Annotated in this window: 14 protein-coding genes; 10 read left to right on the forward strand and 4 right to left on the reverse strand. The window is 57.0% G+C overall.

The features are described 5' to 3' along the window. Window positions 1-621, reverse strand: a 621-nt coding sequence (tssI, locus tag IEW63_RS08270; RefSeq protein WP_188636150.1) for a type VI secretion system tip protein TssI/VgrG, incomplete at its 3' end; no start/stop codon positions are given. Window positions 622-858: 237 nt separating this feature from the next. Between tssI and IEW63_RS08275 the strand changes: the two genes are divergently transcribed. From IEW63_RS08275 to IEW63_RS08305, 7 genes are all read left to right on the forward strand, one after another. Beyond that, entirely contained in the window at window positions 859-2,052 is a 1,194-nt protein-coding gene (locus tag IEW63_RS08275) for a sugar transporter (RefSeq protein WP_188636151.1), read from the forward strand. A 149-nt stretch (window positions 2,053-2,201) separates the two neighbouring features. Then, window positions 2,202-2,690 (forward strand): GspH/FimT family pseudopilin, encoded by a 489-nt coding sequence (locus IEW63_RS08280; protein WP_188636152.1) that lies wholly within the window; start codon window positions 2,202-2,204, stop codon window positions 2,688-2,690. Beyond that, the gene (gene pilV / locus IEW63_RS08285; RefSeq protein WP_188636153.1) at window positions 2,687-3,196 is read left to right on the forward strand and encodes a type IV pilus modification protein PilV; all 510 of its coding nucleotides are present in this window, start codon (window positions 2,687-2,689) and stop codon (window positions 3,194-3,196) included. The genes IEW63_RS08280 and pilV overlap by 4 nt, the downstream gene beginning before the upstream one ends. Next, entirely contained in the window at window positions 3,193-3,966 is a 774-nt protein-coding gene (locus tag IEW63_RS08290; protein WP_188636154.1) for a PilW family protein, read from the forward strand. The genes pilV and IEW63_RS08290 overlap by 4 nt, the downstream gene beginning before the upstream one ends. Continuing rightward, entirely contained in the window at window positions 3,963-4,553 is a 591-nt protein-coding gene (locus tag IEW63_RS08295) for a pilus assembly PilX family protein (protein ID WP_188636155.1), read from the forward strand. The genes IEW63_RS08290 and IEW63_RS08295 overlap by 4 nt, the downstream gene beginning before the upstream one ends. 20 nt (window positions 4,554-4,573) lie before the next feature. Further along, window positions 4,574-8,263, forward strand: a complete 3,690-nt coding sequence (locus IEW63_RS08300; RefSeq protein WP_188636156.1) for a pilus assembly protein — start codon at window positions 4,574-4,576, stop codon at window positions 8,261-8,263. Next, window positions 8,260-8,667, forward strand: coding sequence for a type IV pilin protein (locus tag IEW63_RS08305; protein ID WP_272872584.1), 408 nt, complete (start codon window positions 8,260-8,262; stop codon window positions 8,665-8,667). The genes IEW63_RS08300 and IEW63_RS08305 overlap by 4 nt, the downstream gene beginning before the upstream one ends. Window positions 8,668-8,718: 51 nt before the next feature. Here IEW63_RS08305 and IEW63_RS08310 read toward each other — a convergent pair whose 3' ends face one another. The 3 genes from IEW63_RS08310 to IEW63_RS08320 form a co-directional block, all read right to left on the reverse strand. Continuing rightward, entirely contained in the window at window positions 8,719-9,459 is a 741-nt protein-coding gene (locus tag IEW63_RS08310; protein WP_188636368.1) for an acyltransferase family protein, read from the reverse strand. Further along, the gene (locus tag IEW63_RS08315) at window positions 9,459-10,658 is read right to left on the reverse strand and encodes a serine hydrolase domain-containing protein (protein ID WP_188636157.1); all 1,200 of its coding nucleotides are present in this window, start codon (window positions 10,656-10,658) and stop codon (window positions 9,459-9,461) included. Before IEW63_RS08315 ends, IEW63_RS08310 begins: the two co-directional genes overlap by 1 nt. Window positions 10,659-10,726: 68 nt before the next feature. Further along, entirely contained in the window at window positions 10,727-11,185 is a 459-nt protein-coding gene (locus IEW63_RS08320; RefSeq protein WP_188636158.1) for a pilin, read from the reverse strand. Between the two features lie 392 nt (window positions 11,186-11,577). On the opposite strand from IEW63_RS08320, the gene pilB reads away from it, so the two are divergent. From pilB to IEW63_RS08335, 3 genes are read left to right on the forward strand one after another with little or no spacing between them, the layout of a single operon-like run. Beyond that, on the forward strand, window positions 11,578-13,287 hold the full coding sequence (gene pilB, locus IEW63_RS08325) for a type IV-A pilus assembly ATPase PilB (RefSeq protein ID WP_188636159.1): 1,710 nt from the start codon (window positions 11,578-11,580) through the stop codon (window positions 13,285-13,287). A gap of 54 nt (window positions 13,288-13,341) precedes the next feature. After that, a complete protein-coding gene (locus IEW63_RS08330) occupies window positions 13,342-14,562 on the forward strand; it encodes a type II secretion system F family protein (protein ID WP_229710431.1) in 1,221 nt (406 codons plus the stop codon). Window positions 14,563-14,565: 3 nt separating this feature from the next. Continuing rightward, on the forward strand, window positions 14,566-15,438 hold the full coding sequence (locus tag IEW63_RS08335) for a prepilin peptidase (protein WP_188636161.1): 873 nt from the start codon (window positions 14,566-14,568) through the stop codon (window positions 15,436-15,438). The last annotated feature ends 77 nt before the right edge of the window (window positions 15,439-15,515 follow it).

The following is a 15,515-nucleotide window of genomic DNA, read 5'->3' on the forward strand; positions in this document are numbered from 1 at the left end:
TACCGGCTCGTCAGCGACCATGCCGTTGCCCTGGTCAAAGCTGACCGGGCTCAATCTCGGGAATACGGTCTGGTCGTCGCCGAACACCAGCAGGTGGCCGTCCGGGCTGTGACGGAAGTGGTAATGGATGCCCTCTTCCTCGCACAGGCGCTGGATGAAATGCAGGTCGCTTTCATCGTACTGGGTGCAGTAATCCCGTTCGGGATACTCGCTGCCCAGCTGGAACTGGAAGGCGTCGCTCTGGATGCCGTGGTCTTCGAGTACCCGGCTGATGATCTGGGGTACGGTCAGATGCTGGAAGATCCGCTGGTTGTGGCGCAGCGACAGGTAGTGCAGGTGCGGTACCAGCTCCAGCCGGTAGCGGGTCATACGTTTGCCGGACTCGCCGATGGCGGCGTGGTGGATCAGCCCGTGCAGGCCGGTGCCGTTGCCCAGATCGAGCCAGGCGTTGTGTTGCAGCAGGGCTTCCAGGTCCAGATCGGGCTGGTCGCTGACCAGCTGCAGTTCGATGCGGTAGCACTGACTGATCGCCTCGCGGGCGCGGAAGGCCAGGACCTTGAAGTCGTGGTCGATGCCCGGCAGGGTCAGGGTGAAGTGTGGTTGGTCGGCGGGAGCAAACATCCAGAGGTCCTTGTCTGATAACGGTCCTGCCGTTACAGCGGTTTACGGCCCCTGCATTATTCCCTATCGCGCCACTGCTCGCTGTGAGCGAGTCGGCATATTAGCGACCAAAAATGAAGGGGAAGGGTCTCAGGGAATTGCGGGAGGGGAATGTTCAATATTCATTAGTTGCCTTAGAATGCCCCTTCTCAACATGCCGCGTCCGCCGGCTGTATTGCCCTTTCCGGTTTTCATTTCATGACATCCATCGACACCGCCCGCCAGGGCAGCTGGTTTGGCGTTATCGCGCTGGCCCTGGCTGCGTTCATTTTCAACACCACCGAGTTTGCCCCGGTGGCGCTGCTGACCGACATCGGCGCCAGCTTCGACATGCCGCCGGAACAGGTCGGCCTGATATTAACCATCTATGCCTGGCTGGTTGCCCTGGCCTCCCTGCCGCTGATGTTGCTGACACGTCATATCGAACGCCGCCGGCTGTTGATGAGCGTATTCGTTCTGTTCATAGCCAGTCACCTGCTGTCCTTCGTCGCCTGGAACTACAGCATCCTGGTCGTCAGTCGCACCGGTATCGCACTGGCCCATGCGGTGTTCTGGTCGATCACCGCCTCGCTGGCCGTGCGCGTCGCGCCACCGGGGCGCGAAGCCCAGGCGCTGGGCCTGCTGGCAGCCGGAACCACCCTGGCCATGGTGCTGGGCATCCCACTCGGGCGGCTGGTCGGAGAACTGTTCGGCTGGCGAATCACCTTCGCCGGCATCGCCGGTGTCGCGCTGCTGTGCATGCTTGTCCTGGCACGTCTTCTGCCTCTGTTGCCAAGCCACAACAGCGGCTCCCTGAGCAGCCTCCCCATATTGATCCGGCGCCCTGCACTGATGGTGGTCTATGCCCTGGTGGTCATCTGTGTCACCGCCCAGTTCACCGCCTACAGCTATATCGAACCCTTCGTACGGGATATCGCCGGGCTGGTCGGTAACCAGATCACCGGACTGCTGCTGATATTCGGCGGCGCTGGCCTGTTTGGCGCCCTGATTTTCAGTCGTTATAGCCCCAGTTACCCGCGCAGCGTGCTTGCCGGCAACCTGATCGCGCTGGCCTTTTGTCTGCTGTTGCTGCTGGCTTCCGCCAGTAATATCTGGTCACTCGGAATACTCTGTTTCATCTGGGGTGCAGCTATTCTCGGGCTGACGCTGGCTCTGCAGTCACGCGTTTTGCGTATAGCCTCGGACGCCACCGACGTAGCCATGGCGCTGTTTTCCGGGTTGTATAACCTCGGCATTGGCGCCGGCGCCCTGCTCGGCAGCCAGATTACCAGCCAGCTGGGCCTTGCCAATGTCGGTCTCGTGGGCGGGATGTTCGGCCTCGGCGGGCTGCTTATCTGCCTCATGGCCCTGTGGCGCCTGCCTCCGCAAATGCCGGTTCTCCGCACCACCTGAAAAAGCGCCGCCAGGGCAACTGGCGCTCAGAAGAGTGTTGAAAAAGAGCCGACGAACGGTTCGTCGCCGGAAACCTACCGGTCATCGTCATCAACGAGACCTTGCGAAGCGGCATCCTTATAGTGCACGCACTAGAAGGAGGATTCTGGATGAATCGTTATAAGGGATTTACGCTGATAGAGCTGATGGTGGTGTTGGCTATCCTTGCCGTCGTCGCTTTTATCGCAGTGCCAAACTTTACCAGCCTCATAAGAGACAACCGCGCTGAAGCCCAGGCGGAAACCCTCAACTCACTGTTTCAGTTCGCCCGAAGCGAGGCAGTGATCCGCAAGATCGATACCTTCGTTGTCCTCGACCCCAGCGCAGGCGAGATTGAAGTCTTGGCTTCCAGCGTGAATGGCGAAGTGCTGCGGACATCATCATTTGATCCTGCCATCATCAGCCTCGACGCCAGCGCCACCACAGTTGGCTACCGGCCCAACGGCACCACCACTGTCCCCGGCTTCGAAGCAGTGCTCTGCAGCGGCGGTAATGTCGACAACGCGAGGCTCGTAACCATCGCCGGCAGCGGCACCACCATCCTGCATAACAAAGGCAAGAAAGCCAACGGCACCAATCTGGGGAGCTGTACATTATGACGCATGCAAAATCCGGCGGATTCAGCCTCCTTGAAGTGCTGGTAACTATCCTGCTGACGGCGGTAGGCATCCTGGGCATGGTCGCGATGCAAGGCAAGGCGATCCAATACACCCAGGATTCTGTGGAGCGCACCCACGCAGCCATGCTGGCAAACGAGCTGCTGGAAATCATCCGTGCCACGCCCAGCAGTCTGCTCAGCGCCGATGGCTCGCCGCTGTTCGACTCGCTGCCGGCCAGCACAAGTGACGTCTGCCTCAATATAGATACCAAACTGATAGAAACCCAGGTCGCCTGTTGGGCAACCAAGGCCCGCGCACTGCTGCCGGGAGCCGATTCGCTCGGGGAAAACTTTGTCTCGTGCATCTCCACTGAGCCGGGCGTGTGTGACGACAATGGTGCAGCGGTGGAAATTCGTCTGGCTTGGAATGCCACTGGCGAAGGCTGCCTCACAGCAGGTGATGTTGAAAACAGCCTCTGCACATTCACGTTCAGGAGTCAGATATGAAACCGGACTTCCCAGCCATGGACCGGCAACGCGGACTGTCTCTCATCGAGCTGATGGTCGCCCTGCTGCTGAGCACACTGCTTATCCTCGGCATTACCCAGGTGTATATCGACAACAAGAGAAACTACGCCTTTCAGCAGGGCCAGTCAGACAATCTGGAAAACGCCCGCTACGCACTCATGCTTTTCGAAGAAGAGCTGTATCGCACAGGCTACCAGGCCAGTGCGGATTACGGCTTCGAAAACGCGTTTCGCGCTGACCCCAACGCATCCGAAAATTGCGCGTTCTCGGCCGGCGAGGTCATCAACTTTGATGTGACAGACCAACGCATATGCATTCGATATCAACCATCTCTCCCTCAGCTGACTGTCTGCTCTGGCGAAGCGGTACCCGGCTTGACGGACCCGTATCAAGCTGACGCAGCCCCGGTCACGGTGGAGTTGGATATCTCGAACAACTCCCTGCACTGCAACGGCGTGCCGCTGATCAACAACATGGTGGACATAAAGCTTATGTTCGGCGTCAGCGATGAACTCACCAGAGAAACCCAGAAGTTCACCGACGTGCCAGCCGCCAATGAGCGTATACGTTCTGTCCGTTACGCAGCCCTGCTGAAAAGCCGCTCGGAAAACCTCACCGACGACAACAACAGCCGCGTATATAGCGCCTGGCGCGAAAAATGGTATTCCGAAAGCGGAGCTGTTGCCCCTGACCGCGCCCTCTATTTCTCGACTGAAAATACAATTGCACTGAGGAACCTGGCCAAATGAACATTCAGAATAAGGGTTCTTTCTACCGCGGCAGGCAGAACGGGGCCGTCCTTCTTGTGGCTCTGGTTTTCCTTTTGATCATCACCACGCTCGCTGTAACAAGCATGCGAGAGGTGGCTCTTGATTCACGCATCACCAGTAATCTGATCGATCATAAAAGACTGTTCAACGCAGCAGAGGCAGGCTTGACGGACGGCCAATACCGAACCATCGGCACCAAGGTCAAGATTCCGGGTGAGTACAGCCTGGCCACGGCGCTGCGGCCACTGAACGCCACCGCGACCTGCGCAAACAGCGACTTCAAGGACCCCTGCCTGCTTCTGGAGACGCCCAGGTTCCAGCAGGACTTCGCTGACGCCACCAAACGAAAGCAGTACGCACCAGATGACGCTACCGAGTTCGACGAGAGTATCAACTGGTATGCCATACCCGCACCCGGCGGAGCGGATGCCGGGGAAAGCGAAAACCCCGAATACGGCAACATGATGATGGGGGTCGGCACCTTCCGATATGAGATCAACAGCCAGGCCACGCACGGAGACGGCGAGGTTCGCCTGCGCTCAACCATTTACCGTATCTACAACTAATTCGAATCCAGGATGATGACATGAAGCCGGCCTCTCATATTTTGAAGGCGCTGATCAGTGCGAGTGCCTTCTCTCTGATCTGCCATGCAGGACTGACCCAGGCTGCCGTCAGCCAACAACCCCTTATGCTGGTTGAGTCCGTGGCCCCAAACCTGATCTTTACCTTGGATAGTTCAGGAAGTATGCGCTGGGCGTTTGCTCCTGACAGCATTGGCGTAAACAATAACAATGATATCCAGAACGCGTTACGTAATAGCCGCAGGGCCAAGTCGTCTACGTTCAATCCTCTTTATTACAACCCAGAGGTTACCTATCGCTTACCAGTAAAGCTGAACGATGACGGAACCCCGGCCGCCTCTGGCTATACAACGAGTTTCACTAATGCCTACCATAACGGCTACCAGACTTCCTATGGATCCGCCAACCTCAGCAACAACTATCGTGTTAGCTGGAACTGGGATATTAACGGAACGCAAAGCTATAACTACAACAGCTATACGAACTACGGCGCACCGACAAACCGAGTTTATAACCTCGCGGAAAACCCTTCGAGTGACTTCAACTCTTGGAATAACAACCGTACGCGAAGCGGGGTTCCCGCCTATTACTACGTTTACGACGAGTCACTCAGCGGCTGCAATAACAATATCAATAACGACAACTGCTATCGAAAGGTAGATGTAGGCACGAGCGAGCGTCAGAACTTCGCAATCTGGTATTCATTCTACCGTAATCGTGCGCTCGCAACCCTGACAGCCGCCAACCTCGCATTCAACGATCTTCCGTCATCCATCCGTTTTACCTGGCAGGATCTCGACAGGTGTCAGCTTAACCACAGTAACTGCCAGAACAACTACTTCCGCACCTTTACCGATCGCCATAAAGGCAACTTCTTCAAATGGCTCGCCAACGTGGATTTCAGCACCGGCACGCCCTTGAGAAAAGCCCTGGACGACGCGGGCAAGTTCCTCCGCACGAACGATGCGTGGGCATATAACCCCAACCCCATGACCGCAGGAGGCGGCAGGGGCTCATCGGTGCAATCGCCCGAGTACTCCTGCCGCCCCTCTTTCCACGTCATGATGTCAGATGGCATGTGGAACGGCGCAAACGGCAATCCGACTGGCACTCTGCGGTCAGACGACAGCAGCTTCTCGCTGCCTGGCATAGGCAACTACACGTCATCCATACGTCCTTTCGGCGACAGCACCACGAACACACTGGCTGACCTTGCCATGCACTACTGGGCTACGGACCTCCGCCCCAATCTGGATAATGACGTCAAACCCTATATGCCCTTCAAAGGCCCCAACGAGAACTGGGACCCGCGCAACAACCCGGCTACCTGGCAACATATGGTGAACTACACCATGGGCCTGGGCCTCAGTCAGAGCCTTACCCAGAACGGATTGACCTGGGAAGGCGATACTTTCAGCGGCGGCTACCAGAACATCGTAAACGGCAGCCGCTCTTGGCCCGCCGCAGCGGCAGATAGCGGCAACAACGTGTATGACCTCTGGCACGCCGCCATTAACTCGCGGGGCGAGTTCTTCAGCGTCGACCGCCCGGAGGACATGATCCAGGCCTTCAACGACATCATCAATCGTATCGCAGAGCGTACTGCGACTGCCGCAGCGGCAGGGGCGGCGCCGTCGACTATCGATAATGAACCGGATCAACCGCTCAGCTTCACCACCAAGACCAGAGCCTACTTTCCCGAATACAACAGCGAAGACTGGTCGGGCGACGTGAAGCAGGCGGTCATTACACGCCTGCCGGACGGCACCCACTCGCGCACCATGGGCTGGTCCGCCCGTGACGTCATGAACAGCCAGGGGACGCGAAACATTTATATGGCAGGCGGCGCGGGCGCAACCGGCCTGAGAGAGTTCACCTATAACAATCTGAGTAACTCGCTCAAGACCATCTTCAACAGGAACCCCGATAGCTTGGGCAGCTCTACGGATAATCGGGGAGCTGACCGGGTGGCGTACCTCAAAGGCAGCCGCGCAGCCGAGGGCACAGCGAACAACCAGTTCAGGCGCAGAAGCTCGGTACTGGGTGACATTATCAACTCCCAGCCGGCGGTTGTAGGCACCCCCGCCTACCTGCCCTATCTGGCAGACAAGATCGACGGTAACCCCGGCGACTATCTGCAGTTCCAGAAGAAATATTCTACAAATGCAGAGAGCCCCAACAGGCAGGAACTCATTTATGTAGGCGCAAACGACGGCATGCTGCACGCCCTGTCCGCCGCTACGGGCGAGGAAGTATTCGCCTTCGTTCCGTCTGCGGTATTGCAACATATGCCGAAGCTGACCGGCCAGACCTATGCCGGCGGCGGTCACCGGTTCTTCGTGGACGGCTCACCCATCGTCCGCGATGTTTATATCAACGACGAATGGCGCACCGTGCTCGTGGGCACCCTCCGTGCGGGCGGCAAGTCTGTCTTCGCGCTGGACATCACCGAGCCGGGTGCCGACGGCAGCGGCGTCAAGTTGCTGTGGGAAATCACGGACGCCACTGCGGGATATGAAAATCTCGGGTACAGCTTCCCCGAGCCGGAAATCGTGAGACTGCACAGCGGCGAGTGGGCTGTGCTCCAGGCCAACGGTTATGAGAGTGCCGATGGCGTTGCCTCACTTTTCATCATAGATATCGCCGATGGCACCCTGATCAAGGAGGTCATCGCGGAGCACGGTGCGAGCGGCGCAAATGGGCTGTCCGGCATCCGCGGCGCCGACAACAACGGCGACGGGATCGTGGATTACGCTTACGCTGGCGACCTCCAGGGCAATCTGTGGCGGTTCGATCTTTCCAAGTCAGTCAGTGTGGCAAACGGTGACCCCTTCGCCCGCTCAAGACAAACCGGCGTCAGCGCCAGCGATTACAAGGTGTCCTACGGCGGCAAGCCGCTGTATCAGGCGACCTACTCGAACGGCAATATCCAGCCGATTACCGCCCCACCCTCTCTGGTCAGACATCCGACAAGACGGGGATATCTGGTCATCGTGGGCACCGGCAAATACTTCGAGACGGATGACGCCGCCCCGGACACCACCAAGGCACACAGCGTTTATGCCATCTGGGACAGGCTCACCCGCGGTCAGTCTACTGCAGCGGTCAACCCCGGAAATGTGACCAGGGCCAACCTGCAACAGCAGCGCATCGTGGAAGAGAAGGTCACCAGCTTCTCCGGTGATGCAGGGTCGACCAACTGGACACTGCGTTACCTGACAGACGAGCCCTTCCAATGGTACAGAGAAGGGACAAGCCCGGCCGACGAAGAACTGCGCAGCAGCGTCGAAACCTGGGGTTGGTACGTCGACCTGGAGGTCGGCACGAGCAAGAAGGGTGAAATGATGATCCAGAGGATGTCCGCCCGCGGCGACACCCTGCTGTTCAGCACCCTCACGCCTAACGAAGATCCCTGCGCAGATGGTGCCGGCTATTGGGCCTACGGCATCAACGCCCACACTGGTGCCAGAACCAAACACCCGATGTTCGACTTCAACCGGGACGGGGTGCACGATCGCAGAGATACCGATGACGGCACCGCCCCCAGCGGTTTCTCCACCGAGTCCCCCATTACGGTCACAAACGACGGCATCGGTATTGATATCAGTGGCGGCGTAGGCATCAACTTTGCCGAAGAGCCTGCCGGTCGCGATAGCTGGCAAACCATGCCGCTGGAGGTAGAAGAGGAATGAGCAAGCCAATGATGCACAACAACAGGGGTTTTACCCTGATTGAAGTAATGATTGTGGTATTGATCGTAGGCATCCTCGCCTCGATCGCCGTGCCCAGCTACCGCGAGCACGTGCTCCGCGGTAACAGGGCAGAAGGCCAGGCGTTATTGACGACAGCCGCAGCGAGGCAGGAGAGGTATCGGGTACAGAACAACAGTTATGCCAAGACAACGGCAGAGCTCTACGGCGGAGCCAAAACATCAGAAACCGGTAAATACAGTCTAGGTGTAGCTGGGGACGGCACGGATTACACTCTGACCGCCACGCCAACTTTCAGTGACAGCGACTGCGGTAACTTTACCTTGGATACCAAAGGCGAGAGAAACGTGACTGGCAGTAAAGGCCTGGCACACTGCTGGAGATAGCTGAATAGATAATCGAGCCGGACGCCGAAGCGCAGGGACCCGCCCTGCGCATTACGATAACGGAGTGCTATTTCGAACTCGGGCAAAACCTGGCGTATAAAAGCGCCGCTCGACGAAATAATAACTCAGCACGGCGCCCAGCAAACCGAGCCCGCCGCCTACCATCAAAATAAACAACCAGTGCTCACTCCCTACCCAGTCACGTAAAGCTCGCATGACTGGGTAGTGCCAGAGATACAATCCGTAGGACATCCGACCCAGCCAAGCCAGCAAGCCCCAGCCCAACCAGGACGGCTGGGCCAACAGTAGCAGCGCGGCCCCTAGTTCTGCGATAGTAAAGCCGTAACGGACTGGCCAGAGAAGATAAAAGTGCATTTCCACCGCGAGGCTCCAGACGTGAGCCAGCTCGGAAACAAAGCCGCCGAGGTAAGCGGCGTAATTGACCACATAAAATGCGGTCAGTACGGCATCACGGAAATGCTTGCTGAACATGACATCCGGAAACACCCAGGGTGCCAGGAGAAGATAGACCGCTAGCATCAGCAGCAGTGCGGGTACCAATCGACGCAGACGTCGGACGAAAAAACGCCCCAGCCGCAGACACCCTTCCCGCTCTTGCTCCACGAGCAGCAACCGGGTAATCAAATAACCGGATAAGACGAAAAAGACATCGACACCAAAGAACCCACCAGGCGATCCGGGCACGCGAGCATGATGCACCACCACGATCAGCGCAGCCAGCGCACGAATCCCGTCAAGCGGTGGGCTATAGGTGATGCGGGTGGGAAGCATCAATGTGAGGCAGCACCAGAGTAATGCGCGTCCAATGCCGCATACAGCTGCTCAAGCATGGCGTCAGTGGAACTGCCTGATGCTCTCGTTCCATTCCCTACCCATACTGTTACGCCACCCTCATCATCAAGGATGGCCAACGAGGGGGCTCCATAAAGCAGACCGGGCTGGACATGTATACGCAGCCGTTCTGCTGACGGCTGATAGGAGAAGACACTATAACCGTAGCAACCTCGGAATACGTTTTCTCTGCATATGTCCTCTGCTGGGGCCTGCGTCACTGCAAACCGGCCATTTGTTCGCAAAGATGACAATAGTTCTGCCAAGGCCATGGCGCTGCCTGATAGGCCCGCCGAAGAGGAAAGCGCCTTGAAATCGAAGTAACGCCAGTAATCTTCGCCATAGAATCCTGAATGGCGGAAGTCGTAGATCACTTCATCGTCCAGATAAGGACCGTCAATGAAGCGGATACCCCGCGCCGCCAGGTCGTACTCCTGCTCCATCAGCGCACGAAAATCTCGGAACTCGGGAGTGCTTTGCTCCAGCAACATGCCTAGCAAACAGTAATTGAGGTTGGAATAGGCGTAACGGCTGCCCGGGGTGAAGTCCAGCCGCACTGTACTCAATGGGTCCGCTGTGTATGGGCACCAGGGCTTTCTGTCACGCACGACCATGGAGTCGGCTGTTTTCAATCGGTCAAAGCCAGCGCTGTGGCGTAAGAGATGCCCTACTGTTAATTGACTGAGGCGCTCATCTAAAGGCTCGGCTGCCACGTCCAGCTGATCAAATACCACATCATCAAGCGCCAAGCGACCAGCTTGAACGTCCCGGAGTACCAGATCCGCTGTCAACAGCTTGGTCATGCTTGCGTAGCGAAAGCGGGTACGGGAATTTACGGGTAAGGACATCAACGGCACGCCAGACCAGCCGTAATAACACTCATGACCATCCCCGTCTGCGGATATATGAGCTAGCTGACCCGCTGGGGATGCGTTATTCCAAAGAGAAAACTTGGAGACACTGCCCATCCAATCAGGTGCACTCGGCGAGCAGCTCAGAGTCGGAGCCGAAAGAGCCGCAGATAGCGGATAAAGCGCTCGCAAAACCTTGGGGCGATCTCCTATCCAGAAATAGGAGGGAACGCCTAGTAATGAACTGCCTACCACGATGGCTGCAAACAGACGGATAATATGACGCATCCTGATTCCCTGGATACTTAAATGAAGAACCCCGCCGGATGGCGGGGTTCTTGTGGCCAAAACGTTACTTACGACCCTACCTTACAACCGGTTGGTGCGTAGGTCTCATCCACGGTAGTGGTGCACGACCATACGCCGTCATTGTTCCGGCTCCAAGTAAGAGTTTTGGTTCTGATTGGAGCTGCAGCGCTCTGGCCGAATTTGGCCGCGATAGAAGCAGTATTCGCTTCCAAGCCGATATTAACAGTCAGCCCATCTTGCGGACCACCTTCACCTTCTTCACCAATGAGATTACTTTCAGTCCAGCCTAGATCACATGCTGGCGTGGTTGTTAAATCCTTGCCTTCCATCATGCAGGTTTCAATGACCGTACGAAGGGAGCCGGTCTCAGACATAACCCTGCTAACCTGCGACTTCGCTACGTAATTCTGATATTGCGGGATAGCGATAGCAGCCAGAATACCAATGATCGCAACCACGATCATCAGTTCAATAAGGGTAAAACCTTTTTGCATTTGAGCTTTCATTTCTCAACTCCATTTGTATTTGAGGTAGCCGATGGGCTGAATATAATAATGCAGATGTTGTGCCAAGTCGGACAAACACATTCAAACAATCGCCAGCCGCGATGGATCGCTGGGGCTCATTGCGTTGTGCCTTGGCGTTGGGGAGGTCTTCATGGGGAGGGAATGGCTGCGCTTACACGCGCTGGGCGGCAGGATGTGACATTTTTTGTCAGGCGTTGTTAGGCTGGGGAAGGATCGCATTTTTGTAACGCAATCGCCCCGAGGTCGGGGCTCCTACAGATTGACGCCGATGGAGACTCCGCGCCTCTTTGTGTATCGCCTTCTTGCTGTACTATAGTCGACGTCAAATGCCTTGGGCTTGATGCCCGTCAAACCGTACCGAGATTGACCTTATGGATACCCCCGCTCTCTCCGGCCTGGCCCGGCGGATCGTTCAGGAAGAACTGTTGGATGCCCAGGCCGCTGGCAAAGCCAGTCAGCAGGCCAGTCAGGAGAAGATCCCTTTTATCACCTATCTGGTGCAGAACAAGCTAGCCAAGGCGCGCGATCTGGCGATTGTCTGCGCGGAAGAGTTTGGTTACCCCTTTCTGGATCTCGCTGCGCTGGATCGTGACAGCCAACCGGAGGTCGCGCTCGTCAGCGAGAAGCTGATTCGTCAGCATTGTGTGCTGCCGCTGTATAAGCGAGGCAACCGTTTGTTCCTCGCCCTGTCCGATCCCACCAATCAACAGGCCCTGAGCGATATCCAGTTCAACACCGGGCTGATGACCGATGCGGTGATCGTCGAGGACGACAAGCTGCGCAGTACGATTGACAAGTATCTGGACAGCGCCACCGGCGGCTTCGACGACATGGGTGATGCCGACCTCGACGGGCTGGAAGTCGAGACGATAACGGATGATGACAAGCGCAAGGGTGATAACGCCAATGACGCGGAAGACGCGCCGGTCGTTCGCTTCGTCAACAAGATGCTGCTGGATGCGGTAAAGAAGGGCTCGTCAGACCTTCACTTCGAGCCCTATGAAAAAACCTACCGCGTGCGCTTTCGTACCGATGGCGTCTTGCATGAGGTTGCCAAACCGCCGGTCCAACTGGGGGTGAAGTTGGCGGCGCGCCTGAAGGTCATGTCTTCCATGGACCTTGCCGAGCGTCGCAAACCGCAGGACGGCCGCATCAAGCTGAAGATCTCCAAGAACAAGGCCATCGACTTCCGGGTCAACACCCTGCCAACGCTGTGGGGAGAGAAGGTAGTACTGCGTATTCTGGACTCCGACAGCGCCAAGATGGGTATCGATGCCCTAGGCTATGAAGACGATCAGAAAGCGATGTATATGGAAGCGCTGGAAAAGCCCCAGGGCATGATCCTCGTTACCGGCCCGACCGGCTCGGGTAAGACGGTCTCCCTGTACACCGGTCTGAACATCCTCAATACCATGGAGCGTAATATCTCCACCGCAGAAGATCCGGTGGAGATCAACCTGGAGGGAATCAACCAGGTTAACGTCAATCCCAAGCAGGGCCTGGATTTTGCGCAGGCGCTGCGCGCCTTCCTGCGTCAGGACCCGGATATCATCATGGTGGGTGAGATCCGGGACCTGGAAACTGCCGAGATTGCCATCAAGGCAGCCCAGACGGGCCACATGGTGATGTCCACCCTGCACACCAACAGCGCGGCCGAAACTCTGACCCGCTTGCGGAATATGGGCGTAGCCTCGTTCAATATCGCGACCTCGGTGAACCTGATTATTGCTCAGCGTCTGGCTCGCCGGCTGTGTTCCCACTGCAAAAAACCTATGGATGTACCCAGGGAAACCCTTCTGGCAGAGGGCTTTACCGAGGAGAAAATTGCTAGCGGGTTAACGATTTACGGGCCGGTGGGTTGCGAAAATTGTCAGGACGGTTATAAAGGACGAGTCGGGATTTATGAAGTGGTCAAGATTACGCCGGCCATTCAGCGAATCATCATGGAAGATGGTAATTCCATGCAGATCGACGAAGTTGCCCAAAAAGAAGGATTCAGGAACTTGCGCCAGTCCGCGTTGATGAAGGCGGAACAGGGTGTCACCAGCCTGGCGGAAGTGAACCGAGTGACCAAGGATTAAGTCATGGCCCAGCAAGCAGCTGTTAAAAAAAGGACTTCCTCTGTAGCCAAGCCGATGAAGAAGGCGAAGGTTGAGAAGGTTTATCCATTCAAGTGGGAAGGCAAGGACCGCGCGGGCAACAAGGTCGGTGGTGAAATCCAGGGGGCGAACTCCGCACTGATCAAGGCCCAGCTGCGCAAGCAGGGCGTGCTGGTCACCAAGATTAACAAGAAATCCACGCTGTTCAGCGCCCGCGCCAAGAAGGTCAAGCCGCTGGACATCGCGTTTTTTACCCGACAGCTGGCGACCATGATGGCGTCAGGTGTGCCCATCGTGCAGGCACTCGATATCATTGCTGAAGGTACTGGCAACCCCAACTTTGCCAAACTGATCACCACCATCAAGAATGACGTGGCGGCAGGTAATACCCTGGCGGCTTCGCTGGCCAAGCATCCCGAGCACTTCGATGACCTTTTCTGCAACCTGGTGGAGTCGGGCGAGCAATCCGGTCGCCTCGAGTCCCTGCTGGACCGAATCGCCACTTACAAGGAAAAGACCGAAGCGCTGAAGGCAAAGATCAAGAAGGCGATGACCTACCCCATCGCTGTAATCGTGGTGGCCATCATTGTTACTGCCATCCTGTTGTTGAAGGTTGTTCCCCAGTTTGAGACGGTGTTCTCCAGCTTCGGTGCGGACCTGCCTGCCTTTACGCTGATGGTGATAGGTCTTTCAAAGTGGTTGCAGTCCTGGTGGTTTGTACTGCTGATAGCCATCATTGTTGTCGGCTGGTCGTATCAGAACCTCAATCGACGCTCCAAGGCTTTCAGGGATGCGCAGGACCGTGCCCTGCTCAAGGCTCCGGTGGTAGGCGAGATCATCTACGAAGCCGCGGTCGCCCGTTATGCACGCACCCTGTCCACCACCTTTGCCGCCGGTGTGCCACTGGTGCAGGCCTTGGACTCGGTGGCAGGCGCAGCTGGCAACGTCGTGTTCTATAACGCGGTTAATAAGATCAAGCAGGACGTATCCGCCGGTACCCAGCTCAACTTCGCCATGCGCACGACCAATATCTTTCCCACCCTGGCGGTTCAGATGGCCGGAATCGGTGAGGAGTCGGGTAACCTGGACGGCATGCTGGAGAAGGTGGCTGATTACTATGAAGCCGAAGTAGACAACAAGGTAGATAACCTCACTACCCTGCTCGAGCCAATGATCATGTCGATCCTGGGTATCCTTGTTGGCGGTCTGATCATCGCCATGTACCTGCCTATCTTCCAGCTGGGTAACGTTGTCTGACATATGACCCTCCTCGATTATATGGCCAGCCACGTGCTGGCCTTTGTTGTAGTCGCCGTGCTGCTGGGCCTTGTGGTTGGCAGCTTTCTGAATGTGGTAATTCATCGCCTGCCGAAGATGATGGAGCGGGACTGGCAGAAGCAGGCTCGGGAGATTCTGCATCCTGACGAGCCGGCGGCTGAGCAGCCTGTATACAATCTGGTGCTGCCCCACTCCCACTGCCCTCACTGCCAGACCGAGATCAAGCCCTGGCAGAATCTGCCGTTGATCAGTTACGCGCTGCTGCGTGGCCGCTGTGGCAGCTGCCGCGAGCGGATCAGTGCGCGTTATCCGTCGGTTGAGCTTCTCACAGCAGTACTGAGCGGTGTGGTGGCCTGGCAGTTCGGTTTTGGCTGGGCGGCGGGGGCCATGTTGCTGCTGACCTGGGCGCTGATCTCGCTGAGCCTGATTGATGCTGATACCCAGTTGCTGCCCGACTCCATTGTGCTGCCGATGTTGTGGCTGGGGTTGATGGTCAACAGTGTTGGGCTGTTTACCGATATCCATTCTGCACTGTGGGGTGCGGTGTTTGGCTACCTGAGCCTATGGTCGGTGTACTGGCTGTTCAAGCTGGTTACCGGTAAGGAAGGCATGGGTTATGGCGACTTCAAGTTGCTGGCGATGCTGGGGGCCTGGGGTGGCTGGCAGGTGTTGCCGTTGACCATTCTGCTGTCTTCGTTGGTGGGTGCGGTGCTGGGCATCATCATTCTGAAAAGCCGTGGTGACTCTAATGCTACTCCCCTGCCCTTTGGGCCGTATCTGGCGATTGCTGGGTGGATTGCGATTATCTGGGGGGAGTGGATTACGGGGACGTATTTGCGGTTTGCGGGGTTTTAGGGGCTGCAGATGAGCCTTTTGGGCGCGCGTTGCGCGCCTATCGCCCCGGGGTCGGGGCTCCCACAAAAAACCACAGG

It is taken from the genome of Halopseudomonas pertucinogena (assembly GCF_014646575.1).
Classification (GTDB): domain Bacteria; phylum Pseudomonadota; class Gammaproteobacteria; order Pseudomonadales; family Pseudomonadaceae; genus Halopseudomonas; species Halopseudomonas pertucinogena.